This window comes from Streptomyces sp. AC627_RSS907, assembly GCF_019049165.1.
In genome coordinates this window covers 145,442-168,383 of sequence record NZ_JAGMUE010000111.1, presented here as the reverse complement: position 1 = coordinate 168,383, position 22,942 = coordinate 145,442, and the positions used below count along the sequence as shown (strand labels likewise).

General features: G+C 70.1%; 26 protein-coding genes, 1 tRNA gene and 1 riboswitch. Of the genes, 18 read left to right on the top strand and 9 right to left on the bottom strand.

What is annotated here, in order from left to right:
* On the top strand, positions 1-710 hold a 710-nt coding region (locus KUM32_RS24445; protein WP_217144089.1), incomplete at its 5' end, for an RDD family protein.
* A 24-nt stretch (positions 711-734) separates the two neighbouring features.
* Here the strand turns inward: KUM32_RS24445 and KUM32_RS24440 are convergent.
* A complete protein-coding gene (locus KUM32_RS24440) occupies positions 735-1,022 on the bottom strand; it encodes a hypothetical protein (protein ID WP_217144088.1) in 288 nt (95 codons plus the stop codon).
* Between the two features lie 437 nt (positions 1,023-1,459).
* Here KUM32_RS24440 and KUM32_RS24435 point away from each other — a divergent pair, with 437 nt between their 5' ends.
* A complete protein-coding gene (locus KUM32_RS24435) occupies positions 1,460-3,811 on the top strand; it encodes an immune inhibitor A domain-containing protein (protein ID WP_217144087.1) in 2,352 nt (783 codons plus the stop codon).
* 146 nt (positions 3,812-3,957) lie between these two features.
* Positions 3,958-4,302 (top strand): hypothetical protein, encoded by a 345-nt coding sequence (locus KUM32_RS24430; RefSeq protein WP_217144086.1) that lies wholly within the window; start codon positions 3,958-3,960, stop codon positions 4,300-4,302.
* 13 nt (positions 4,303-4,315) lie between these two features.
* On the opposite strand, the gene KUM32_RS24425 is transcribed toward KUM32_RS24430, so the two are convergent.
* Entirely contained in the window at positions 4,316-4,903 is a 588-nt protein-coding gene (locus tag KUM32_RS24425; protein WP_217144085.1) for a nicotinamidase, read from the bottom strand.
* A 171-nt stretch (positions 4,904-5,074) separates the two neighbouring features.
* Positions 5,075-6,421, bottom strand: coding sequence for a nicotinate phosphoribosyltransferase (locus KUM32_RS24420; RefSeq protein ID WP_217144084.1), 1,347 nt, complete (start codon positions 6,419-6,421; stop codon positions 5,075-5,077).
* Positions 6,422-6,600: 179 nt separating this feature from the next.
* Between KUM32_RS24420 and clpS the strand changes: the two genes are divergently transcribed.
* The 7 genes from clpS to KUM32_RS24390 all read left to right on the top strand — a co-directional run bounded on the left by clpS (position 6,601) and on the right by KUM32_RS24390 (position 11,468).
* Positions 6,601-6,918: an ATP-dependent Clp protease adapter ClpS gene (gene clpS / locus KUM32_RS24415; RefSeq protein WP_217144083.1), complete on the top strand. Its 318-nt coding sequence runs from the start codon at positions 6,601-6,603 to the stop codon at positions 6,916-6,918.
* A gap of 41 nt (positions 6,919-6,959) precedes the next feature.
* Positions 6,960-7,568 carry a DUF2017 domain-containing protein gene (locus tag KUM32_RS24410; protein WP_217144082.1) on the top strand — a complete coding sequence of 203 codons (609 nt, stop codon included), beginning with the start codon at positions 6,960-6,962 and terminating at the stop codon, positions 7,566-7,568.
* 372 nt (positions 7,569-7,940) lie between these two features.
* A complete protein-coding gene (locus tag KUM32_RS24405; protein WP_217144081.1) occupies positions 7,941-9,368 on the top strand; it encodes an amino acid permease in 1,428 nt (475 codons plus the stop codon).
* A gap of 137 nt (positions 9,369-9,505) precedes the next feature.
* Positions 9,506-9,928: a Mov34/MPN/PAD-1 family protein gene (locus tag KUM32_RS24400; protein WP_217144080.1), complete on the top strand. Its 423-nt coding sequence runs from the start codon at positions 9,506-9,508 to the stop codon at positions 9,926-9,928.
* 101 nt (positions 9,929-10,029) lie between these two features.
* Positions 10,030-10,125, top strand: a complete 96-nt coding sequence (locus tag KUM32_RS45390) for a putative leader peptide (protein ID WP_310873142.1) — start codon at positions 10,030-10,032, stop codon at positions 10,123-10,125.
* Positions 10,126-10,223: 98 nt separating this feature from the next.
* Positions 10,224-10,511, top strand: a complete 288-nt coding sequence (locus KUM32_RS24395) for a MoaD/ThiS family protein (RefSeq protein ID WP_217144079.1) — start codon at positions 10,224-10,226, stop codon at positions 10,509-10,511.
* A gap of 6 nt (positions 10,512-10,517) precedes the next feature.
* The gene (locus KUM32_RS24390) at positions 10,518-11,468 is read left to right on the top strand and encodes a PLP-dependent cysteine synthase family protein (protein WP_217144078.1); all 951 of its coding nucleotides are present in this window, start codon (positions 10,518-10,520) and stop codon (positions 11,466-11,468) included.
* Between the two features lie 10 nt (positions 11,469-11,478).
* Here the strand turns inward: KUM32_RS24390 and KUM32_RS24385 are convergent, their stop codons facing one another.
* The gene (locus KUM32_RS24385; RefSeq protein WP_217144077.1) at positions 11,479-11,943 is read right to left on the bottom strand and encodes a type II toxin-antitoxin system PemK/MazF family toxin; all 465 of its coding nucleotides are present in this window, start codon (positions 11,941-11,943) and stop codon (positions 11,479-11,481) included.
* A 204-nt stretch (positions 11,944-12,147) separates the two neighbouring features.
* Between KUM32_RS24385 and KUM32_RS24380 the strand changes: the two genes are divergently transcribed.
* Positions 12,148-12,900, top strand: a complete 753-nt coding sequence (locus tag KUM32_RS24380; RefSeq protein WP_217144076.1) for an MBL fold metallo-hydrolase — start codon at positions 12,148-12,150, stop codon at positions 12,898-12,900.
* A 114-nt stretch (positions 12,901-13,014) separates the two neighbouring features.
* On the opposite strand, the gene KUM32_RS24375 is transcribed toward KUM32_RS24380, so the two are convergent.
* Both KUM32_RS24375 and KUM32_RS24370 read right to left on the bottom strand, forming a co-directional pair.
* Positions 13,015-14,265, bottom strand: coding sequence for a PTS transporter subunit EIIC (locus KUM32_RS24375; protein WP_217144075.1), 1,251 nt, complete (start codon positions 14,263-14,265; stop codon positions 13,015-13,017).
* A 218-nt stretch (positions 14,266-14,483) separates the two neighbouring features.
* Positions 14,484-15,779 (bottom strand): PTS transporter subunit EIIC, encoded by a 1,296-nt coding sequence (locus KUM32_RS24370; protein WP_217144074.1) that lies wholly within the window; start codon positions 15,777-15,779, stop codon positions 14,484-14,486.
* Positions 15,780-15,949: 170 nt separating this feature from the next.
* On the opposite strand from KUM32_RS24370, the gene KUM32_RS24365 reads away from it, so the two are divergent.
* From KUM32_RS24365 to rdgB, 4 genes are all read left to right on the top strand, one after another.
* The gene (locus tag KUM32_RS24365) at positions 15,950-16,183 is read left to right on the top strand and encodes a glucose PTS transporter subunit EIIB (RefSeq protein WP_217144073.1); all 234 of its coding nucleotides are present in this window, start codon (positions 15,950-15,952) and stop codon (positions 16,181-16,183) included.
* A 93-nt stretch (positions 16,184-16,276) separates the two neighbouring features.
* On the top strand, positions 16,277-17,014 hold the full coding sequence (rph, locus tag KUM32_RS24360) for a ribonuclease PH (RefSeq protein ID WP_217144072.1): 738 nt from the start codon (positions 16,277-16,279) through the stop codon (positions 17,012-17,014).
* A 173-nt stretch (positions 17,015-17,187) separates the two neighbouring features.
* Positions 17,188-17,595 (top strand): hypothetical protein, encoded by a 408-nt coding sequence (locus KUM32_RS24355; RefSeq protein ID WP_217144071.1) that lies wholly within the window; start codon positions 17,188-17,190, stop codon positions 17,593-17,595.
* A 49-nt stretch (positions 17,596-17,644) separates the two neighbouring features.
* Complete coding sequence (gene rdgB, locus KUM32_RS24350) at positions 17,645-18,247, top strand: RdgB/HAM1 family non-canonical purine NTP pyrophosphatase (protein WP_217144070.1); 603 nt, start codon at positions 17,645-17,647, stop codon at positions 18,245-18,247.
* Positions 18,248-18,293: 46 nt separating this feature from the next.
* Here rdgB and KUM32_RS24345 read toward each other — a convergent pair.
* Together KUM32_RS24345 and bcp are read right to left on the bottom strand one after the other, a co-directional pair.
* Positions 18,294-18,378, bottom strand: a tRNA-Leu gene (locus KUM32_RS24345).
* 306 nt (positions 18,379-18,684) lie between these two features.
* On the bottom strand, positions 18,685-19,152 hold the full coding sequence (gene bcp, locus KUM32_RS24340; RefSeq protein ID WP_217144069.1) for a thioredoxin-dependent thiol peroxidase: 468 nt from the start codon (positions 19,150-19,152) through the stop codon (positions 18,685-18,687).
* 93 nt (positions 19,153-19,245) lie between these two features.
* On the opposite strand from bcp, the gene KUM32_RS24335 reads away from it, so the two are divergent.
* The 3 genes from KUM32_RS24335 (at position 19,246) to KUM32_RS24325 (ending at position 20,455) form a co-directional block, all read left to right on the top strand.
* A complete protein-coding gene (locus tag KUM32_RS24335; protein WP_217144068.1) occupies positions 19,246-19,578 on the top strand; it encodes a DUF3618 domain-containing protein in 333 nt (110 codons plus the stop codon).
* Between the two features lie 23 nt (positions 19,579-19,601).
* Positions 19,602-19,958, top strand: a complete 357-nt coding sequence (locus KUM32_RS24330; RefSeq protein WP_217144067.1) for a co-chaperone GroES — start codon at positions 19,602-19,604, stop codon at positions 19,956-19,958.
* Positions 19,959-20,031: 73 nt separating this feature from the next.
* A riboswitch (guanidine-III (ykkC-III) riboswitch) is annotated at positions 20,032-20,102 on the top strand.
* Between the two features lie 32 nt (positions 20,103-20,134).
* Entirely contained in the window at positions 20,135-20,455 is a 321-nt protein-coding gene (locus KUM32_RS24325) for a multidrug efflux SMR transporter (RefSeq protein WP_189869176.1), read from the top strand.
* Positions 20,456-20,467: 12 nt separating this feature from the next.
* Here the strand turns inward: KUM32_RS24325 and KUM32_RS24320 are convergent, their stop codons facing one another.
* Positions 20,468-22,873, bottom strand: coding sequence for a transglycosylase domain-containing protein (locus KUM32_RS24320; RefSeq protein ID WP_217144096.1), 2,406 nt, complete (start codon positions 22,871-22,873; stop codon positions 20,468-20,470).
* Positions 22,874-22,942: the final 69 nt, after the last annotated feature.

Sequence of the window (22,942 nt, the reverse complement as noted above, 5' to 3'; positions counted from 1 at the left end):
GTGCGGGCGGCGCGGGCTCGCCGTACGGCAGCCCACCCCCGCCCGGCACCGGCCAGCCGCCACCGTACGGCGGAAGCCACCCCCCGCCCCCCGGCGGCGGAGGGGGGCCCTACGGCGGTGGCGGAGGGGGCCCTTACGACGGCGGCGGCGGGGGAGGGGGCCCATACGACGGCGGCGGTGGTGGGCCCTACGACGGCGGCGGCGGGCCCTACGACGGTGATCCGTACGGCGGCGGTTCCTTCCCCACCGATCCGCTCGCCGGCATGCCCCCGCTCGCCGACAGCGGTCGGCGCACGCTCGCGCGGATCATCGACATGATCCTCGTGGGCATCGTGGTCTGGCTGCTCAGCTGGGCGTTCAACGTCCAGGAGTACGACGTGGACGGCGACCAGGTCGAGGCGGGCAAGTCCTTCGGGCAGTCCCTGATCGCCGCCGTGCTCTACATCACCTACGACACCTACATGACCACCAGCAGGGGCCAGACCCTCGGCAAGAAGTGGCTCGGCCTCCGGGTGGCCAACCTGCACGACGGCGCCACGCCCTCGGTGCAGACGTCGCTGATCCGCGCCCTGGTGCTGTGGCTCCCGTTCGCGTTCTGCTGCGCCTGCGTCTGGACGATCATCACGGGTGGCTGGAGCTTCTTCGACCGTCCCTACAAGCAGGGCCTGCACGACAAGGCGGCCAAGACGGTGGTGGTCAGCACCCGTTGACGGGCCGGGAAGCCCACCGGAACGTCAGGCGGCCCGCCCGCGTGCCGGCTCGCCCGATCCCGCGGCGACCGGCGCCGCCGGCACCGGCTCCTGGGCCGCGGCGGCGGGCGTGCGGTCCGGCACGGCGGCCACCGTGCGCGCCCTGGGCAGCGGGACCGTCATGGCGACCAGCAGCCCGAGGGCGAGCGCCGCGACGGCGACGACAGCGACTCCGGGGCCCGAACTCGTCTGCGACAGCAGCAGCATGGCGAGCGTCGAGAAGATCACGGTGCACGAACCGTAGGCGAACTGTGCGGCAGTCGGACGGGGCATGGCCATCGTGTCCTCGGAAGGCAATCTGGGGTGAGACGTGCTCTCGGCCTGGCATTCCACCGGTTTCCGGGCGTTCTGCCGAGCGACTCTAACGGGCTGTGTGCCCGAGCGGAACCGGCGGTAAGCGTGACCTGACCGACAGGGCCGATGCACGGGGGGCGCACGGATTCATGACGTCCGGGAAGTGGACGGCCGCACGCGCCCGTCGGAGGCCTCGTCGACGGTGGCGGCGAACAGGGCACAGCCCCTTCCGGCGTCCGTAAAGCGAACGCCCGCTCCGCATAGTGCACTTGTTCTGCTCAAGTCAAGGTCTGTCTTTTCTGAAGAACCTCTAGTCAAATGTCGTCACTTGACTACACGCGTTGATCACGTGTGCGCGGACTCTGCCATGTCCTTGTCCCCCCTTCCGCGCGCGTGAACGCGGGGGAGGAACTCAAGTGACCAGCAGATCCTGGACGTTCAGAACGGCGGCGACGACCGTCGCGCTCGCCGCGGCCACCGCCACGCTCTCCGCGGCCGGTGTGGCGCAGGCGGACTCGCCCGCCCGGCCGGAAGCCGTGGACCGCCACGACCCGCACCCGGAGAAGGGCTCGCACTCCCACGACCTCGAGGGCCCGCTGAGCAAGACGCAGGAGGCCCAGCGCGAGGAGGCTCTGAACCAGGTCATATCCGGCAAGGCCTCGGTGAAGAACAAGGACGGCTCCAAGGTCGTCCAGCTCAAGAGCAAGAAGGGCGACAGCAAGTACGTCGAGCTGGGCCGGGAGAAGACCGACAAGATCTTCACCATCCTGGTCGAGTTCGGCGACAAGGTCGACAGCCGCTTCGGCGGCGAGGCGGGCCCGCTGCACAACCGGATAGCCAAGCCCGACCGCAGGACGGACAACTCCACGGCCTGGAAGGCCGACTACGACCAGCAGCACTTCCAGGACCTGTACTTCGGCTCCGGCAAGGGCGTCGACTCGGTCAAGACGTACTACGAGAAGCAGTCCTCCGGCCGCTACTCGGTCGAGGGCGAGGTCTCCGACTGGGTCAAGGTCCCCTACAACGAGGCCCGCTACGGCAACAACGCCTGCGGCGACACCAACTGCCCGAGCGTGTGGAACGTCGTCAGCGACGGCCTGAACGCCTGGGTCGCCCAGCAGAAGGCGGCCGGCCGCACCGACGCCCAGATCAAGGCCGACGTGGCCCGCTTCGACGAGTGGGACCGCTACGACTTCGACGGCGACGGCGACTTCAACGAGTCCGACGGCTACATCGACCACTTCCAGATCGTGCACGCCGGCGAGGACGAGTCCGCGGGTGGCGGCGCCCAGGGCACCGACGCCATCTGGGCCCACCGCTGGTACGCCTTCGGCACCGACGCCGGCGCCACCGGCCCGGGCGACAACAAGCTCGGCGGCGCGCAGATCGGTACCACCGGCGTCTGGGTCGGCGACTACACCATCCAGCCGGAGAACGGCGGACTCGGCGTCTACGCCCACGAGTACGGCCACGACCTCGGTCTGCCGGACCACTACGACACGGCCGGCGGCGACAACTCCACCGGCTTCTGGACGCTGATGTCCTCCGGCTCCTGGCTCGGCACCGGTCGCAACGAGATCGGCGACCTGCCCGGCGACATGACCGCCTGGGACAAGCTCCAGCTCGGCTGGCTGAACTACGACACCGCCAAGGCCGGCGTGAACTCCTGGCACAAGCTGGGCGTCGCCGAGTACAACACCAAGCACAAGCAGGGCCTGGTCGTCCAGCTGCCGAAGAAGGCGGTCACCACCGAGATCGTCGCCCCGGCCGAGGGCAAGACCCAGTGGTGGAGCGGCAGCGGTGACAACCTCAAGAACACGCTGAGCCGTTCGGTCGACCTGACCGGCGCGTCGAAGGCCGAGCTGACCTTCGACGGCTGGTACGACATCGAGGCCAACTACGACTACCTCTACACCGAGGTCTCCACCGACGGCGGCGCCAACTGGACCGCCGTCGACGGCACGGTGGACGGTCAGCCGATCCCGCGTGACGCCGCCGACAAGCCGGCCCTGCACGGCACGCTCGACGGCCACAAGAAGTTCACGTACTCCCTGGACGCCTACGCGGGCAAGAAGGTCGACGTCCGCTTCCGCTACCAGACCGACGGCGGCGTGGCCCAGAAGGGCTTCACGGCCGACGCGGTCTCGGTCACCGCGGACGGCGAGGCGCTGTTCACCGACAACGCCGAGAGCGCGGACGCCGCCTGGACGGCCACCGGCTTCTCCCGCGTCGGCGCCTCCTTCACCAAGGACTACGCGCAGTACTACATCGCCGAGAACCGGCAGTACGTGTCGTACGACAAGACGCTGAAGACCGGCCCGTACAACTTCGGCTTCACGACGCGCCCGAACTGGGTGGAGCACTACGCGTACCAGAACGGCCTGCTGATCTGGAAGTGGGACACCTCCCAGGCGGACAACAACACCAGCCGGCACCCGGGCACCGGTCTGCTGCTGCCGGTCGACTCGCACCCGACCGCGATGAAGTGGAAGGACGGCACCCTGCTGCGCAACCGCGTCCAGGCGTACGACTCGCCGTTCAGCCTCTACCGCACGGACGCCATCACGCTGCACAAGGGGGACGTGGCGACGTACTTCCCGGGCTCGAAGGGCGTCTCGGTCTTCAACGACCGCACCAGCGACTACTACGACGAGTCGAACCCGACCGGCGGCGTCAAGGTCACTGACACCAACACGAAGGTCGAGATCACCAAGGAGGCCAAGGACGGCTCGACGATCGAGCTCGAGGTGGGCCCCGCGGGCAGGTAAATAGCATCTGCCCAGGTCAGAGCATGATCGGCGGTGACCCCCTGGCGGGTCGCCGCCGATCCGTGTTTAGGTGCGTCCTGTGGTTCTCTTATTGACACCCGGTCCGGCGACCGGACCGGCACCGGCTGACACGGGGGTATGACCGCATGGCCGCAGGAGGCTTCTGCAAGCTGCCGAACGGCACCGTGGTGGTGGCACTGAACCTGCCCAGCCCCGCCGCCGACGGGCCGGGCGGTGTCCGGGTGCTCGTCCACGCCCACAACCGGGCGCGCGCCCTGACCAGGCTGCGCAACCTGGGCCTGCGGTCGGTCTACCTGCGGGGCAACGCCGCCCCGCCGAGCCCCGACGAGATCACGGCGGTCCTGCACCACCCGGACGGCCTGATATGGCGCACGGCGCCGGTGGCCGGTGTCGCGGGCGGCGGGGACCTGGTCCAGGAGCTGTGGCACCCGATCCGGGCGCTGCTGAGACGCCCGACGGCACAGACGTGACCGGTCGGCCGGCCTACTGCACGACCGGCTTCCCCGACAGCCGCACGCCCGCCCCGCGCAGCTCCTCCAGCGCCCGCTCGGTGGTCCGGGCGGCCACCCCGGCGGTCAGGTCGAGCAGCACGTGCGTACGGAAGCCCTCGCGGGCGGCGTCCAGGGCGGTGGCCCGTACGCAGTGGTCGGTGGCGATGCCCACGACGTCGACCTCGTCGATCCCCCGGTCCCGCAGCCAGTCGGCGAGCTTGGTGCCGTTCTCGTCGGTGCCCTCGAAGCCGCTGTAGGCGGCCGCGTACGCACCCTTGTCGAAGACGGCGTCTATGGCACCGGAGGCGACGGCGGGGGCGAAGTTCGGATGGAAGCCGACCCCTTCCGTGCCGGCGACGCAGTGCGCCGGCCAGGAGTGGACGTAGTCGGGGTTGTCGGCGAAGTGGCCGCCCGGTGCGACGTGGTGGTCGCGGGTGGCCACGACGTGGCGGTAGCCGGCGGGCGCCTGCCCGATCAGCTCGGTGATGGCGGCGGCCACGTCGGCACCGCCGGTCACCGCAAGGCTGCCTCCCTCGCAGAAGTCGTTCTGCACGTCGACGACGATCAAGGCGCGGCGCATGGTCGGTGTCCTTCGACTGGGGCGACTGGGGCGACTGTGGGGTCGGTGGGACTTGTGTGACTCATGGGACTTGTGGGACTGGCGGGGGCGGAGTGCGGGACGGCGGGCCGGGGCGGAACGGGCGAGGGCGGGTGGTCGAGCGGGTGCGGGGCCTGTCGGGCCGCACCAGCTTTAGTTACCCGAGCCTCCGTGCACGTACTCCGTCGGAATGACGGGTTCCCCCCGGGAGAGCTGGGTGGCGGACAGCGGCAGGTTGGCGCGGGCCGCCGCGTGCCGGTCCCGGGCGGCGTCCAGCGGCTCGCGGGCGACCACCTCGCCGCCCTTGACCAGCTCGACCAGGAGCTGCCGGTCGGCGAGGCCGGCGGGCACCGGTCCGGTGCCGACCACCTCGGCCTCGGCGTAGCCGGCCTCGTCCAGCCGCCTGGCGGCCCACTTGCGCCCGCCGATCGAGGTCTTGCCGCCGCTGGACTTCTTGGCCACCGGCACCAGCGGCGCGTCGGCGTCGCCGGACTCGGCGCGGGCGACGAGCTTGTAGACCATCGAGGCCGTCGGGTGCCCGGAGCCGGTCACGAGCTGGGTGCCGACGCCGTACGCGTCCACGGGCGCCGCCGCCAGCGAGGCGATGGCGTACTCGTCCAGGTCCGAGGTCACGACGATCTTCGTCTCCGTGGCGCCCAGCTCGTCGAGCTGCTGCCGCACCCGGTGCGCCACCAGCAGCAGGTCGCCGGAGTCGATGCGCACGGCGCCCAGCTCGGGACCGGCGACCTCCACGGCCGTGCGGACGGCCTCGGCGACGTCGTAGGTGTCCACCAGGAGCGTGGTGTCCGCGCCGAGGGCGTCCACCTGGGCCCGGAAGGCGTCGCGCTCGCTGTCGTGCAGCAGGGTGAAGGCGTGGGCGGAGGTGCCCACGGTGGGGATGTTGTAGCGGAAGCCGGCGGCCAGGTCGGAGGTGGTCGCGAAGCCGCCGACGTAGGCGGCGCGTGCGGCGGCCACCGCGGCCAGTTCGTGGGTGCGGCGGGCGCCCATCTCGATCAGCGGGCGCTCCCCGGCGGCGGAGGACATGCGGGAGGCCGCGGCGGCGATCGCCGAGTCGTGGTTGAGGATGGACAGGAGCACCGTCTCCAGCAGCACGCACTCGCCGAAGCTCCCCTCGACCCGCATGATCGGCGAGCCCGGGAAGTACACCTCGCCCTCGGGGTAGCCCCAGATGTCCCCGCTGAAACGGTACTGCGCGAGCCAGTCCAGGGTCTCCTCGTCGACGATGCCCCGCTCGCGCAGGAAGCGCAGGACGCCCGCGTCGAAGCGGAAGTTCTCCACCGCGTCCAGCACCCGGCCGGTGCCCGCCACGACGCCGTAGCGCCGCCCGTTCGGCAGCCGCCTGGTGAACACCTCGAAGACGCTCCGCCGCCCGGCCGTGCCCGCCTTCAGGGCGGCCCGCAGCATGGTCAGCTCGTACTGGTCCGTGAAGAGCGCCGTCGACGGGACGTCCACCGGCAGCCCAAGGTCCGCTACGCCCACCAAACTCTCCTAGCCGTGACTCGCCGGGTGCCCCCCGAGACGGCCGGGGGTCCGGGGGCCGTCCCCCGGTCTATGCGGCATGGCAAGAATCGTAACCCCATTTCGTCAGTCTGACGATTTCTGGTCCAGTGGCGTGCCCCACAGCCCCGTTTGTGCGGGTGCCCCCCTGTGGTGGCAGCATGGGCCATGTGACGGCAGCCGCACCCATGGAGATCGAGAAGACCGAGTCGGCGGAGGAGGTCTTCGCCGTACCCGAGCCCGACGTGCCCTGGCTGACGATCGTGCACAACGATCCCGTCAACCTGATGAGCTACGTGACGTACGTCTTCCAGTCCTACTTCGGATACTCGAAGGACAAGGCCACCAAGCTCATGCTCGACGTCCACCACAAGGGCCGGGCGGTCGTGTCCCGTGGCTCGCGCGAGGAGATGGAGCGGGATGTCCAGGCCATGCACGGCTACGGTCTGTGGGCCACCCTCCAGCAGGACCGGAAATGACCCACGCCCGCCCGCAGGACGGAAGTAGCTGAATCGCCTTCATGCCCGGACAATTCGAACCGATCCCCGGCGGCGGCGCGGCCGTCGCCCTCGACGACGTCGAGATCTCCATCATCCGGTCCCTGGCCGTCCAGCTCCTGGAGCTGATCGGACCCGGTCCCGCCGAGGACGCCTCCGACGACCCGCTCGCCGAACTCTTCGCCGAGGGGCCGAGCGAGCCGCCCTCCGACCCCGTGCTGCGCCGCCTGTTCCCGGACGCCTACGGCGACCCCCGGGGCACCCCGCAGCCCAGGGAGGCCGAGGAGCAGCGGGCGTACTCCGCGGAGTTCCGCCGCTACACCGAGAACGACCTGCGCGCCGGCAAGCGCGAGAACGCGCTCGCGGTGATCCGTGCCCTGGACGCCCTGGCGCCCGAGGCGGCGGGCGGGAGCGAGGCGGTGCTGAAGCTGTCGGCCCAGGAGTCCCGGCAGTGGCTGGGCGCCCTGAACGACCTGCGCCTGGCGATCGGCTCCCGGCTGGAGATCACCGACGAGGACGACACCGACCTGCTCTACCGGCTCCCGGACGAGGACCCGCGCAAGCCGATGGTGATGGCGTACCTGTGGCTCGGCGGACTCCAGGAGTCGCTCGTCGCGACCCTCGTGCCCTGAACGAGACGGCCGAGCCCGGAGCGGGGCGGGTCGGCCCCTTCTCCGCGTCCGCTCAGCGGAGCCTCACATCCGGATAACGATCCCATCAAAACGGCGCCCTTTTTTGCACCTCAGGGGCGCCTTTTGTCCGCTTCTGTCTGTGTGGCGCGTCACAGTCCGTCCCTGTGATCAGCGCTGCGGACGTGGTAAATCTTCACGACCGCCCGGCGAACACCACCCGAATGTTCGGCCGGGTGCGCCACCGAGCCGGCGGACCGCCGGCCAGGCACGAGCGGGACGTGAGGCCCGCTCAGCTCCATCATCCGGGGGGATCGAGAACCGGTCCGAGGCCGACGACAGGCCCGGATCGGCATGGAGAAAGGCGCACCACACATGACCTCTGCGCAGGTCGACACGGAGAAAGCCCCCGAAGAGGGCTACGAGCGCGGGCTGGGCAGCCGCCAGGTCCAGATGATCGCCATCGGCGGCGCCATCGGCGTCGGCCTCTTCCTGGGCGCCGGGGCCAACATCGCCAAGGCCGGTCCCAGCATCATCCTCATGTACGCCCTCGCAGGCGTGATCATCTTCTTCATCATGCGGGCGCTCGGCGAGCTCCTGCTCTACCGTCCGGTCTCGGGCTCCTTCGCCGAGTACTCCCGCGAGTTCCTCGGCCCCTTCTTCGGTTACTTCACCGGCTGGACCTACTGGCTGATGTGGGTGGTCACCGGCATGGCGGAGCTCACCGCCGCCGCCATCTACATCCACTACTGGTTCCCCGGCATCCCGCAGTGGGTCTCCGCCCTGGTCTTCCTGGTCGTGCTCTTCGCGGCCAACCTGATCTCGGTGAAGCTCTTCGGCGAGATCGAGTTCTGGTTCTCGATGGTCAAGGTCACCGCCATCATCGGCATGATCGTGATCGGCGTCGGTGTGCTCACCCTCGGCTTCAGCCAGGCCGGGGACACCGCCACCGTCTCCAACCTGTGGGAGTTCGACGGCTTCTTCCCCAACGGCATCGGCTCCTCCCTGATGACCCTCCAGGGCGTCATGTTCGCCTACCTCGCCGTCGAGCTGGTCGGCGTCACCGCCGGCGAGTCCGAGAACCCGGAGAAGACCCTCCCCAAGGCGATCAACACCCTGCCCTGGCGCATCGCCCTGTTCTACGTCGGCGCCCTCACCGTCATCCTGGCCGTGGTGAAGTGGACCGAGTTCGCCGAGGGCGTCAGCCCCTTCGTGAAGGCCTTCACGGTCATCGGCATCCCGGCCGGCGCCGGCATCGTCAACTTCGTCGTCCTCACCGCCGCCCTGTCCTCCTGCAACTCCGGCATGTACTCCACGGGCCGCATGCTGCGCACCCTCGCGGACAACGGCGAGGCCCCCGGGGTCTTCAGCCGGCTGTCGTCGACCAAGACCCCGGCGTTCGGCATCGGGGTCTCGGTCGTCTTCATGGGCATCGGCGTGATCCTGAACTACGTCGTCCCGGAGAAGGCCTTCGGCTACGTCACCTCCGTCGCCACCGCGGCCGGCATCTGGACCTGGCTGATGATCCTGGTCAGCCACGTCCTCTACCGCCGCAAGGTCGTCGCGGGCCGCCTGCCCGCCTCCTCCTTCCCGGCCCCGGGCGGCGCGGTGTGCTCCTACGTCGCCATCGCCTTCCTGCTCTTCGTCACCGGCCTGATCGCCTATGACGCCGACGCCCGCGTCTGTCTCTACGTGATGGCCGGCTGGGCCGTCGCGCTCGGCGTCGGCTGGGTGGTGCTCAAGAGGCGCAACCCCGAGGTCACCGAGCGGCGCGGCGAGCCGGAGTTCGAGAAGATCGGCTGATCCGCGGCGCCGCGGACGTCCGGCCGCACGGGGTGCTCGTGGCCCCCCGGACCCGGCCACCACTCAGGATGTCCGGCATGTGGGCCGGTCCGTACCACCCACCGGTACGGACCGGCCCTTCTGCTTATGCTGGCCGCATGCTGACCATCACCCAGGCCCTGTACGACCAGATCGTCGCCCACGCGCGCGAGGACCACCCCGACGAGGCGTGCGGCGTGGTGGCCGGCCCGGTGGGGGAGGGCCGCCCCGAGCGGTTCATCCCCATGCTCAACGCGGCCCGTTCGCCCACCTTCTACGAGTTCGACTCGCAGGACCTCCTGAAGCTCTACCGCGAGATGGACGACCGCGACGAGGAGCCGGTGGTCATCTACCACTCCCACACGGCCACCGAGGCCTACCCCTCCCGCACCGACATCAGCTACGCCAACGAGCCCGGCGCCCACTACGTCCTGGTGTCCACGGCGGACACCGACGGCGCCGGCGACTTCCAGTTCCGGTCGTTCCGGATCGTGGAGGGAGAGGTGACGGAGGAGGAGGTCAAGGTCGTGGAGGCGTACTGATCCCGGCCCGATCCCCGCCGGATCCCGAATGGCGGATGAAATCTGTCCGCACGGTGAGATCACACTCGGGAAGCCGGACCGGGAATCGATACGATGACCCCATGGTTCTTCTCGACGTGAGCGAAAAGGCGCCGGGCACGCTGCTCGTGGCGCGGCTGCACGTCGACCTGTGCAGGCTGAACAGCGCCATCTGTTGATCTTCCGCTGCCGCCGTACGGCCGTGAGCCGAGGCGGGCTGTAGCGTGCCGCCGCGCGCTCCCGAACCCACGACACCATCCGACAGGAGCCCTCAGCCATGGCCATCGAGGTCCGCATCCCGACCATCCTCCGCCAGTACACCGACGGTCAGAAGGCGGTGGAGGGCACCGGGGACACCCTCGCCGAACTCTTCGCCGACCTCGAGACCCGGCACGCGGGCATCCGGGCCCGCCTCGTCGACCAGGCGAACGGGGACCAGCTGCGCCGCTTCGTCAACGTCTACCTGAACGACGAGGACGTCCGCTTCCTGGACGGCATCGACACCAAGCTGACCGACGGCGACAGCATCACGATCCTGCCGGCCGTCGCCGGCGGTATGGCCTGACCGGCGATGCGTTACGACTCCCCGCTGGCCGCGGTGGGCAACACCCCGCTGGTGCGCCTGCCGCGGCTCTCGCCGTCCGACGACGTCCGCGTCTGGGCCAAGCTGGAGGACCGCAACCCGACCGGCTCCGTCAAGGACCGTCCCGCCCTGCACATGATCGAGCAGGCGGAGAAGGACGGCCGCCTCACGCCCGGCTGCACCATCCTCGAGCCCACCTCCGGCAACACCGGCATCTCGCTGGCGATGGCCGCCAGGCTCAAGGGCTACCGCATCGTCTGCGTGATGCCGGAGAACACCTCGCGGGAGCGCCGCGACCTGCTCGCCATGTGGGGTGCGGAGATCATCTCCTCCCCGGCCGCGGGCGGCTCCAACACGGCCGTACGGGTCGCCAAGGAACTCTCCGCCGAGCACCCGGACTGGGTGATGCTCTACCAGTACGGCAACCCGGACAACGCCGGCGCCCACTACGCGACGACCGGCCCGGAGATCCTCGCCGACCTCCCCTCGGTCACCCACTTCGTGGCCGGCCTCGGCACCACGGGCACCCTGATGGGCGTCGGCCGCTACCTGCGCGAGAACAAGCCCGACGTGAAGATCGTCGCCGCCGAACCGCGCTACGACGACCTGGTGTACGGCCTGCGCAACCTGGACGAGGGCTTCGTGCCCGAGCTCTACGACGCCTCCGTGCTCACCACCCGCTTCTCCGTGGGCTCCGCCGACGCGGTCACCCGCACCCGGGAGCTCCTCCAGCAGGAGGGCATCTTCGCGGGCGTCTCCACCGGTGCCGCCCTGCACGCCGCGATCGGCGTCGGCAGGAAGGCGGTGAAGGCCGGCGAGAGCGCCGACATCGTCTTCGTCGTCGCCGACGGCGGCTGGAAGTACCTCTCCACCGGCGTCTACACGGCGGCCACCACCGAAGAGGCCATCGAGACCCTCCAGGGCCAGCTCTGGGCCTGACGGGGCGGCACTACCGCGCGAGGTGACGGACCTGGTCCCACAGGGCCGGGTCCACCACCCCCACCCGGCGCCGGAAGTTCCCCACCGGAACCTCCCGCAGCTCGTCCGTCTCCAGGAAGCTCTTCCGCCCCCGGGCGTCCCCGACCGCGCCCGGCGGCAACGGGATCACCCCGGCCCGCTCGTCCCGGTACCGGCTGGTGATCTTCGCGACGAGGACGCGCCGCCCGCGCACCGCGATCACCAGACACGGCCGGTCCTTCGCACCCGCGGTGTCCTCGTACGGCACGTTCGCCCACCAGATCTCCGCGGGCCGCGGCCGGGCCGCCCGGCCCCGCGGCCCCGTGGGCCGGCCCGGCGGACGCCGGCTGCCACCGGGCCGCGGCGGGCGCCGCACCCGGCCCCGGCCGTCGGCGACCGCGACGATGACCGCGAGCACCACCACCGCCGCGAGAGCGAGCCACCAGGACGTGTCCATACCGACGACGGTACCGGCGCGCACTCCGCGCACGCGCCCCCACGGCGGGCCCGAGCGCCCCACTTCCAGCCGAACCGGTGACACCACAGGTGAGTTCGCCCACAACGGCCCCTGGCGGAGGAGCGACCAAAGGTTTCGCGCCTTACGCTCGACAAACCGCACGACCCCCGTCTCTCCACACGCGCCAGCGGAGGTTTCTGCTTCATGAAGCTCACCGTCGTCGGCTGCTCGGGGTCGTTCCCGTCCGCGGAATCGGCCTGCTCGAGCTACCTCGTAGAGGCCGACGGCTTCCGGCTGCTCCTCGACATGGGCAACGGTGCCCTCGGCGAGCTGCAGCGCCACTGCGGTCTCTACGACCTCGACGCGATCTTCCTCAGTCACCTGCACGCCGACCACTGCATCGACATGTGCGCCTACTTCGTGGCGCGCTACTACCGGCACGACGGCGGCCGCTGCGACCCCCTCCCGGTCTACGGACCCGAGGGCACCGAGCACCGGCTGACCACCGCCTACGCCGACACCCCCTCCGCCTCGTCCATGAGCGAGGTCTTCGACTTCCACACGGTCAAGCCGTCCACCTTCGAGGTCGGCCCCTTCACCGTGCACACCGAACGCGTCGCCCACCCCGTGGAGGCCTACGCCGTCCGCGTCGAGCACGACGGCAGGTCGCTGACCTACTCCGGCGACACGGGCGTCACCGCCACGCTGGACGAACTCGCCCGCGACACCGACCTGTTCCTGTGCGAGGCCGCCTTCACGCACGGCAAGGAGAACATCCCCGACCTGCACCTCAACGGCCGCGAGGCGGGCGAGAGCGCCGCCCGCGCCGGCGCCCGGCGCCTGGTCCTCACCCACATCCCCCCGTGGACCGACCCCCAGATCAACCTGGCCGACGCCCGGCGGGCCTACGACGGCCCGGTGCACCTGGCGGTGCCGGGGGCGACGTACGAGATCTAGGGCCCCGCGACGCCGGCGCGCCCCGAACGGCGGGCCGCGGACCGCACGCGGGTACGACGAAGGCCCCGGAACCATCGCGGTTCCGGGGCCTTCGTCATGCCGTACGGCGGGGACTCACGCCTTCGTGAGGTCCTCGACCTCCTCCTCGGGCTCGCGGCCCGGGGTCTTCAGGTCGAACTTGACGATCGCGAAGCGGAACGTCACGTAGTAGATCACCGCGAACACCAGGCCGATCGGGATGATCAGCCATGGCTTGGTGGCCAGGTTCCAGTTCAGCGCGTAGTCGATGAAGCCGGCCGAGAAGTTGAAGCCGTCGTGCACGCCCAGGCCCCACGTCACCGCCATCGAAGCCGCGGTGAGCACCGCGTGGATGACGTACAGGAGCGGCGCGATGAACATGAACGAGAACTCGATCGGCTCGGTCACACCGGTGACGAAGGAGGTCAGCGCGAGCGAGACCATCATGCCGAGGACGGCCTTGCGGCGCTCGGGACGGGCGGCGTGCGCCATGGCCAGGGCGGCGGCCGGCAGACCGAACATCATGATCGGGAAGAAGCCCGACTGGTACATGCCCGCGGACGGGTCGCCGTGCAGGAAGCGCGGGATGTCACCCTGCCAGACCTGGCCGGCGGCGTCGGTGAAGTCGCCGAGCTGGAACCAGGCCACGGTGTTCACGAACTGGTGCATGCCCACCGGGATCAGCGCGCGGTTGACGCCGCCGAAGAGGGCCGAGCCGCCGGCGCCGAGGCCGGTCATCCACTCGCCGAAGCTGGAGATGCCGTCGCCGATGGGCTCCCAGACCAGACCGAAGAAGACACCCACGACGATGCCGACGAACGCCATGATGATCGGCACCAGTCGGCGGCCGTTGAAGAAGCCGAGCCAGTCCACCAGCTTGGTGCGGTGGAACCGCTGCCACAGCACGGCGGCGAGCAGACCCATGATGATGCCGCCGAGCACACCGGGGTTGTTGTACGTCGCGGCGACGTCCGGACCGTCCTTGACCACCGCCTCGGTGACCGGGAAGGCCTCCAGCACCTTGCTGTAGACGAGGAAACCGACCACCGCGGCCAGCGCCGTCGAGCCGTCCGCCTTCTTGGCGAAGCCGATGGCGACACCTATGCAGAACAGGATCGGCAGCGAGCCGGTGAGGGCACCGCCGGCGTTGTTGAAGACGGCGGCGACCTTGTCCCAGCCGAGGCCGTCCTTGCCGAAGATGTCGTCCTGGCCGAGCCGGACCATGATGCCCGCCGCCGGCAGTACGGCGATCGGGAGCTGCAGGCTGCGGCCGACCTTCTGCAGGCCCTGGATAAGGCCCTGTCCCCGCTTCTTTGCGGGGGCCGCCGTTGCGGTGGCGGTGCTCATACGTCCTCCATCGGGTGATGGTCTACACCACTCAGTGGTGTAGACCTGTTGTAGCACGATGAAGGCTGCGTAAGGAACCCGTGATTGCGAGACGGAGGCGCTACGCGCCGTGCCCCTTCAACACCCCGCGCGCGCCCGCGCGAGGGCGTGCCGAAGGCCCCCGGACGACCGACGGTCCGGGGGCCTTCGCAAGACCACACCCCAAGGGTACGTGAGCGCTACACCTTGGTGACGTCCTCCACCTCCTCCTCGGGCTCCCGCCCCGGAGTCCGCAGATCGAACCTCGTGATCGCGAACCGGAAGACGACGTAGTACACCACCGCGAGACCCAGCCCGACCGGAATGATCAGCCACGGCCTCGTCGCCAGGTTCCAGTTGATCACGTAGTCGATCAGTCCCGCCGAGAAGCTGAACCCGTCCTTCACCCCCAGCCCCCACGTCACCGCCATCGACACACCCGTCAGCACCACGTGCACCGCGTACAGCAACGGCGCGACGAACAGGAACGAGTACTCCAGCGGCTCCGTGATCCCCGTGACGAACGACGTCAACGCCACCGACAGCATCAGACCGCCGACCTCCTCGCGCCGGTGCGGCTTCGCGCAGTGCGTGATCGCCAGCGCCGCCGCCGGCAGCGCGAACATCATGACCGGGAAGAAACCCGTCGTGAACTGGCCCGCGTCCGGATCGCCCGCCAGGAACATGTTGATGTCCCCGTGCACCACCGTGCCGTCCGGCTTCGTGTACGAACCGAACTGGAACCACATCGGCACGTTCAGGAACTGATGCAGACCGATCACCAGCAACGCCCGGTTCGCCAGCCCGAACACCCCCGCACCCCACGCGCCCAGCCCCGTCAGCCAGTCACTGAAGCCCTCCAGCGCGTCACCGACCGGCGGCCACACCCACAGACACAACGCCGCGAACGCGATCGCCACGAACGCCATGACGATCGGCACCAGCCGCCGGCCGTTGAAGAAGCCGAGCCAGTCCACCAGCTTCGTACGGTGGAACCGCTGCCAGAAGTACGCCGCCAGCAACCCCATCACGATGCCGCCGAACACCCCCGGGTTCTGGAAGGTGAACGCCGTCACCGTCCCCGACCCGTCGGTCAGCTGACAGCCGATCTGCGGCACCGCCCGCGACCCCTCCGGACAGTCCTCCGGAAACTGCCGCAGCACGTTGACATAGACGAGGAACCCCGCCACCGCCGCCAACGCCGTCGAACCGTCCGCCTTCTTCGCCATCCCGATGGCCACACCCACACAGAACAACAGCGGCAACCCCAGCGAACCGTCCAGCAGCGCCCCACCCGCGCCGGTCATCACCTTCGAGACGCTCGACCAGCCCAGCCCGTCCTCCCCGAAGACGTCCGGCTGCCCCAGCCGGTTGAGGATGCCCGCGGCGGGCAGGACCGCGATGGGCAGCTGCAGACTGCGCCCCATCTTCTGCAACCCCTGGAACGCCTTGTTCCAGCGGACGCGAACGGGACTGACCGTGCTGTCGGCACTCATCCGGTCTCCAGGGGAGGCGGTTTGGCGGCTGTCAGTGGCGTGGTGTAGACCAGTTGAGGACGGTTCCGCCGTCGTGACGCCATCATCCGGTACACACCGCATGACCGCTCGCGAAGATGGGCCGACTGTGGGTTACTGCGACAAAGCGGTTCGGATCAGGGAGAAGGAACATGGCCAGCAAGGCTGAGAAGATCGTCGCCGGCCTCGGCGGAATCGAGAACATCGACGAGATCGAAGGCTGCATCACCCGCCTCCGCACCGAGGTCAACGACCCCGCCCTGGTCGACGACGCCGCCCTCAAGGCCGCAGGCGCCCACGGCGTCGTGAAGATGGGCACCGCCATCCAGGTCGTCATCGGCACCGACGCCGACCCCATCGCCGCGGAAATCGAAGACATGATGTAAACGCCACCGGCACTGCACCCCGCAGCGCCGCGCACGCCGAAGGGCCCTCCCACGGGAACGGGCCCTTCCCCGTGGGCCGCTAGGCTCACCGGCATGTCACGCATCGACGGCCGCACCCCCCAGCAGCTCCGCCCCGTCACCATCGAACGCGGCTGGAGCAAGCACGCCGAAGGCTCCGTCCTCGTCTCCTTCGGCGACACCAGAGTCCTCTGCACCGCCTCCGTCACCGAAGGCGTCCCCCGCTGGCGCAAGGGCAGCGGCGAAGGCTGGGTCACCGCCGAATACGCCATGCTCCCCCGCGCCACCAACACCCGCGGCGACCGCGAGTCCGTCAAGGGCCGCATCGGCGGCCGCACCCACGAGATCAGCCGCCTGATCGGCCGCTCCCTGCGCGCCGTCATCGACTACAAGTCCCTCGGCGAGAACACCGTCGTCCTCGACTGCGACGTACTCCAGGCCGACGGCGGCACCCGCACCGCGGCCATCACCGGCGCCTACGTCGCCCTGGCCGACGCCATCACCTGGGCCCAGGGCAGGAAGCTCATCAAGCCCGGCCGCAAGCCCCTCACCGGCACCGTCTCCGCCGTCTCCGTCGGCATCGTCGACGGCACCCCGCTCCTCGACCTCCGCTACGAGGAGGACGTACGCGCCGACACCGACATGAACGTCGTCTGCACCGGCGACGGACGCTTCGTCGAGGTCCAGGGCACCGCAGAGGCCGAGCCCTTCGCCCGCGACGAGCTCAACGCCCTCCTCGACCTCGCCACCGCCGGCTGCGCCGAACTGGCCGAGCTCCAGCGCAAGGCACTCGACACGGTCCTCGAAAGGTAAAGAGAGCACCAAGGGCGCATCAAGAAAGGGCGACGGGGCACGCAACTCCGCCGCCCACCGGCGCGTCAGTAGCAGTAGAGCACCACGTCGTGCGTACGGCTCACCCGCCGTACGCACGACGCCGCACCGCACACGGGCCGCCCGGCCCTGTCTCAAGGGAAGGACCGAGACCCATGGCCGCGCCCCGCCACCGCCGCCTTCGCCGCACCACCGTCGCCGCCACGACCGTGGCGGCCATCGCCCTCACGGCAGGCCTCACCACCGGCTGCGACGCCGTCGACAAGGCACTCGACTGCGTGCGCACCGCCGACGCCATAGCCGACAGCGTCACCGCGCTCCAGCAGGCCGTGGAGAACGCCTCCAACGACCCGGCGCAACTCGAGGAATCCCTCAACTCCATAGACAAGAACCTCGACAAGATCGGCGACCAGACCGACGACGCCGACGTCAACAAGGCGGTCGACGACCTCGGCAAGGCCGTCGACAACATCCGCGCCTCGGTCGAGAAGGGCGACAAGACCCCCGACCTCAGCCCCGTCACCGACGCGGCGGGCGAGCTGACGAAGGTCTGCACGCCGTAAGGGAGAGCTGGTGAGAGCGGTCCGGCGGGAGCCCGGGATACTGGACCCCATGACCCGCCTGATCCTCGCCACCCGCAACGCCGGAAAGATCACCGAACTGAGGGCCATCCTCGCCGACGCGGGCCTGCCCCACGAACTCGTCGGCGCGGACGCGTACCCGGAGATCCCCGACGTCAAGGAGACCGGCGTCACCTTCGCCGAGAACGCACTCCTGAAGGCCCACGCCCTCGCGCAGGCCACCGGCCTCCCCGCCGTCGCCGACGACTCCGGCCTCTGCGTCGACGTCCTGGGCGGAGCCCCCGGCATCTTCTCCGCCCGCTGGTCCGGCCGCCACGGCGACGACAAGGCCAACCTGGACCTGCTCCTGGCCCAGCTCGCCGACATCGCCGACGAACACCGCGCCGCCCACTTCGCCTGCGCGGCGGCACTGGCCCTGCCCGACGGCACGGAACGCGTCGTCGAGGGCCACCTGCGGGGCACCCTCCGCCGCACCCCCGCCGGCACGGGCGGCTTCGGCTACGACCCGGTCCTCCAGCCGGAGGGCGAGAGCCGCACCTGCGCGGAACTGACGCCGGCCGAGAAGAACGCGATCAGCCACCGCGGCAAGGCGTTCCGGGCACTGGTGCCGGTGGTGCGGGAGCTGCTGGGCTGAGCGACGACAGAGGGGCCGCCTGGTGAGCGGCCCCCCGGGGTGCGCGTGCGGCCGGTGGGACTCGAACCCACACGGGTGTGAACCCACTGGGACCTAAACCCAGCATGACTGCCAAATTCCATCACGGCCGCTCAGAAACGGTCATCGTGCTCGACCGGCGGCATTCAGTGTACGGGGGGAACGGGGCACCCTGCGAGGGGCGTTCTGTCCTTCCGGCGGCCACAGGTCTCCGTCGGGGTGTGGCAGTTGGGGCAGAGGTACCGCGGGTTCTCCCCGCGCCTGTCCCGCGGGTTCCCGTCGAGGTGGTGGTCCGCCCTGCGGGACTCGGCGACGGCATGTGCGAGCCGTTCCCTGTCGCACGGGTCCGGTTGCGTGGCTTCCGAAACATACGGAAGGGGCCGTACCGGGGCGTCCGGTACGGCCCCTTCCACGCGGTCTCAGATGCCCAGGTCCTTGATGATCTTGGCTACGTGGCCCGTCGCGCGGACGTTGTACAGGGCGCGTTCGACCTTGCCCTGCTCGTCCACCACGATCGTGGAGCGGATGACGCCCACGTACGTCCTGCCGTAGTTCTTCTTCTCGCCGAAGGCGCCGTACGCGTCGAGGACCTTCTTCTCCGGGTCGGCGAGGAGGGTCACCCCGAGGGACTCGGCGTCGCGGAACTTGGCGAGCTTCTCCGGCTTGTCCGGGGAGATGCCGATCACGTCGTACCCGGCGCCCGCCAGCAGCTCCAGGTTGTCCGTGAAGTCGCACGCCTGCTTCGTGCAGCCCGGGGTAAGGGCAGCGGGGTAGAAGTAGACGATGACCTTGCGGCCCTTGTGGTCGGCCAGGGACACCTCGTTGCCGTCGGCGTCCGGGAGGGTGAAGGCGGGGGCCGGGTCCCCCGGCTGCAGTCGCTCGCTCATCGATCCAGCGTAACGGGGGGTCCTGACAGTGCGGCGCGAGCCGGAGCTGACAGACTGTCCGGGACAGCGTCAGCAGACTTCGGAGGCCGTACGGTGGCGGACACGTCGGACATCAGAACCCCGGCGCAGATCGAGGCGGACATCAAGCGCCGCCGCGAGGTGCTGGCCGAAACGCTCGACGAGCTCGGGATGCGGGTGCACCCGAAGACGATCATGGACGATGCGAAGGCCAAGGTCGCCTCCAGCGTCGATCACACCCTCGGACGGGCGTACGTCGGGGTCAACCGCCTCGTCAGCGACGTGAAGTCGCAGTTCGTGGACGAGCAGGGCGCGCCGCGGCTGGAGCGGGTCGTGCCCGTCGCGCTCGTCGTCGTCGGCGTGGTGGGGCTGCTCGCCCTGGGCGGTACCCGGCGGCGCGGGCGCTGAGCGGGGCCAGGTAGGTTCAGGGCGTGAGCGCCAAGAGAAACCAGCACAGTTCCCCGGACGACAAACTGCCCATCCGGATGCTGCACGACCGCGTACTCGTGCGGCAGGACACCAGTGAGGGCGAGCGGCGTTCCGGGGGCGGCATCCTGATCCCCGCCACGGCGGCGGTCGGCCGGCGGCTGGCCTGGGCCGAGGTCGTCGCCGTGGGGCAGAACGTCCGGACCGTGGAGCCGGGCGACCGGGTGCTGTACGACCCGGAGGACCGTGCGGAGGTCGAGGTGCGGGGCACCGCGTACGTGCTCATGCGCGAGCGGGACCTGCACGCGGTGGCCGCGGACCGGTTCGAGGGGTCGGAGGATTCGACCGGGCTGTACCTGTAGTTCGACCGGGCTGTACCTGTAGAAGGCAAAGGCAGCACGGAGGGGCTGGTGACCGGTGTCACCAGCCCCTCCGTGCTGCCTTTGCTACCGTGGAGGCACCCGACGAGACGCGCCGTACCGGGTTGAAGGCAAAGACGACGCACCACCGTTCAGTTCGCTCCACGGAGGTGCTCGTCATGGCGTGGGTTCTGCTCGTCGTCGCCGGTCTGCTCGAGGTCGGCTGGTCCATCGGGATGAAGTACACCGACGGTTTCACCCGTCTCGTCCCCAGTCTGCTCACCGGTGCCGGGATCGTGGCCAGCATGGTGCTGCTGTCCTACGCGGCCCGGACGCTGCCCATCGGTACCGCCTACGGCGTGTGGGTGGGCATCGGCGCGGCCGGTGCGGCGGTGCTCGGCATGGTGGTGCTGGGGGAGCCGGCGACCGCCGCCCGGATCTTCTTCATCTGTCTGCTGCTGGTCGCCGTGGTGGGACTGAAGGCGACCTCGGGTCACTGACCCGGCGCGGCGTCACTGACCCCCGGGTGTGAGGGGGAGGCCGGCGACCGTTCCGGTGTCCGTGTCGCCGCCGCCCGCTCCGCGGGTCTCGCCGCCGCCCTCGGTGGCGCCCCCGTTCTGCGAGTCGCCGCCGTCGCCGTTCCCGGTGCCGGCGCCGCCGGTGGGGCCGGGCTGGATGGTGGCGCCGCCCGTGGTGGGGCCGTTGGTCGACGTGTCGCCGGTGCCGGTGTCGCCCGTGGGGGTGCCGGCGCCGCCGGTCCGGCCCGGGGTCTCGGTGCCGGTGTCGTCGTCGCCGGTGTCGCCGGTGTCGGCGGTGCCGCCGGTGTCCTGGCCGTCCGGGTCGCCGCTGCTCTCACCGGTGCCCGGTCCGTCCGAGGTGTCGTCGGAGGGGGCCTCGGTGACGTCGGCGCCGGCCTGGAGCTGGAGGTCGAAGTCGGTGACCGGCTCGCCCTTGAGGGCGTTGCGGGTGTACTGGCCCCAGATCTCCGCGGGCGCGCCGCCGCCGTTGATCCGGTCCAGCCCCATCGCGCCGTACAGCGACTTGTGGGCGGCGGTGACCGGGTCCTGGCCCATCACCGCGACGACGGTGGCGAGCTCGGGGGTGTAGCCGGCGAACCAGGCGGCCGTGTCCTCCTCGGCGGTGCCGGTCTTGCCGGCCGCCGGGCGGCCCGCGGCCTGGGCGGCGGTGGCGGTGCCGTTCTCGACGACGCTGCGCAGGACGGAGGTGGTGGTGTCGGCGGCCTCGCGGCTGACGGCCTGCCGTTCCTGCCGCTCGGGCAGTTCCACGTCCTCCTTGCCGTCCTTCGTGACCTTCTCGACGAGGGTGTACGTGCCGTGCCGGCCGTGGTTGGCGAGGGTCGCGTACGCCTCGGCCATGTCGAGGGGGCTGGCGGTGGCCACGCCGAGGGCGATGGAGGGGGAGGGCGTCAGCTCGGGGGTGTTCTCGGAGAGGCCGAGGTCGACCGCGGTCTGCTTGACGTCGTCGGAGCCGACGTCCACGGCCATCTGCGCGTACACGGCGTTGACGGACTTGTCCGTGGCCTCGCGGACGGTGACGTCGCCGTAGTCGTGGTGGTCCTCGTTCTCCGGGGCGTAGCGGCCGCCGCTCCAGCCCTGGACGGGGCGTTCGCTGGTGCCGTCGTAGATGGTGTTCGGGGTGATCCTGCGGCCGTCCTGGGTCTGGGCGCGGTTCTCGACGGCGGCGGTGAAGACGAAGGGTTTGAAGGTGGAGCCGACCTGGAAGTCGCGGCGGGTGGCGTTGGGTGTGTACTGCTTGACGTAGTCGATGCCGTTGTACATCGCGACGACCTTGCCGGTCTTCGGGTCGACGGAGGCGCCGCCGGCGCGGACGTAGGTGTCGACCTTGCGGTCCTTGTCCAGCCGGGAGATCAGCTTGTCGTCGACGGCCTTGACGAAGGCGTCCTGCTTGTCCTTCTGGAGGGTGGTGGTGATCCGGTAGCCGCCGCGGCCGAGGTCCTCCTCGCTGACGATGTCGTTCTTGATCAGGTAGTCCTTGACGATGCTGACGACGTAGCCGCGCTGGCCGGACATGCCGGTGGAGACGGTGGTCTCCTTGGGCATGGGGAACGTCAGGCCGGCGCGTTCGGTCCGGCTGAGCCAGTCCTTCTTGACCATGCCGTCCAGGACGTAGTTCCAGCGGGCCTCGGCGGCGGGCCTGTTCTCGGGGTGGGCGACGACGTCGTACTCGCTGGGGGCGTTGAGCAGTGAGGCGAGGTAGGCGCCCTGGGCGGCGGTGAGCTTCGTCGCGTCGATGCCGTAGTAGGCCTGCGCGGCGGCCTGGATGCCGTAGGCGCCCCGTCCGAAGAAGCTGGTGTTGAGGTAGCCCTCGAGGATGTCGGACTTGCTCTTCTCCCGGTCGAGTTTGATCGAGATGAAGAACTCCTTCACCTTGCGGGTGATGGTCTGGTCCTGGGCCAGGTAGTAGTTCTTGACGTACTGCTGGGTGATCGTGGAGCCGGACTGCTTGCCCTTGCCGGTGGCGGTGTTCCAGCCGGCCCGGATCATCGCCTGGGGGTCGATGGCGGACTCGGTGTAGAAGTCGCGGTCCTCGGCGGCCAGGACGGCGTGCTGGGCGTCCTTGGAGATGCGGGCGAGGTCGACGTTCTCGCGGTTGACCTCGCCGTCGCGGGCGAGGACGCTGCCGTCGGCGTACAGGTACACGTTGCTCTGCTTGGTGGCGAGCGCGTTGGCGGACGGGATCTGGACCAGGGAGTAGCCGAGGAAGAAGCCGCCGATGATCAGCAGGAGGCCGACGACGACGGTGCCGAGCACCATGCGCCAGGTGGGGATCAGCCGGCGCCATCCGGTGCGCTTGGGCCTCTTCGGCTTCTTCGGCTTCTTCTCCGTCGCCGGTTCCGGCGCCCAGCTCGGCTGCTGCCGCTGCGGCTCGTCGCTCATCTCGTGCACGGACTCCTGTTTCGCGTCGTACGGACTGGTCTCGTACGGCCTTGTACGCTTCTGCGCCCT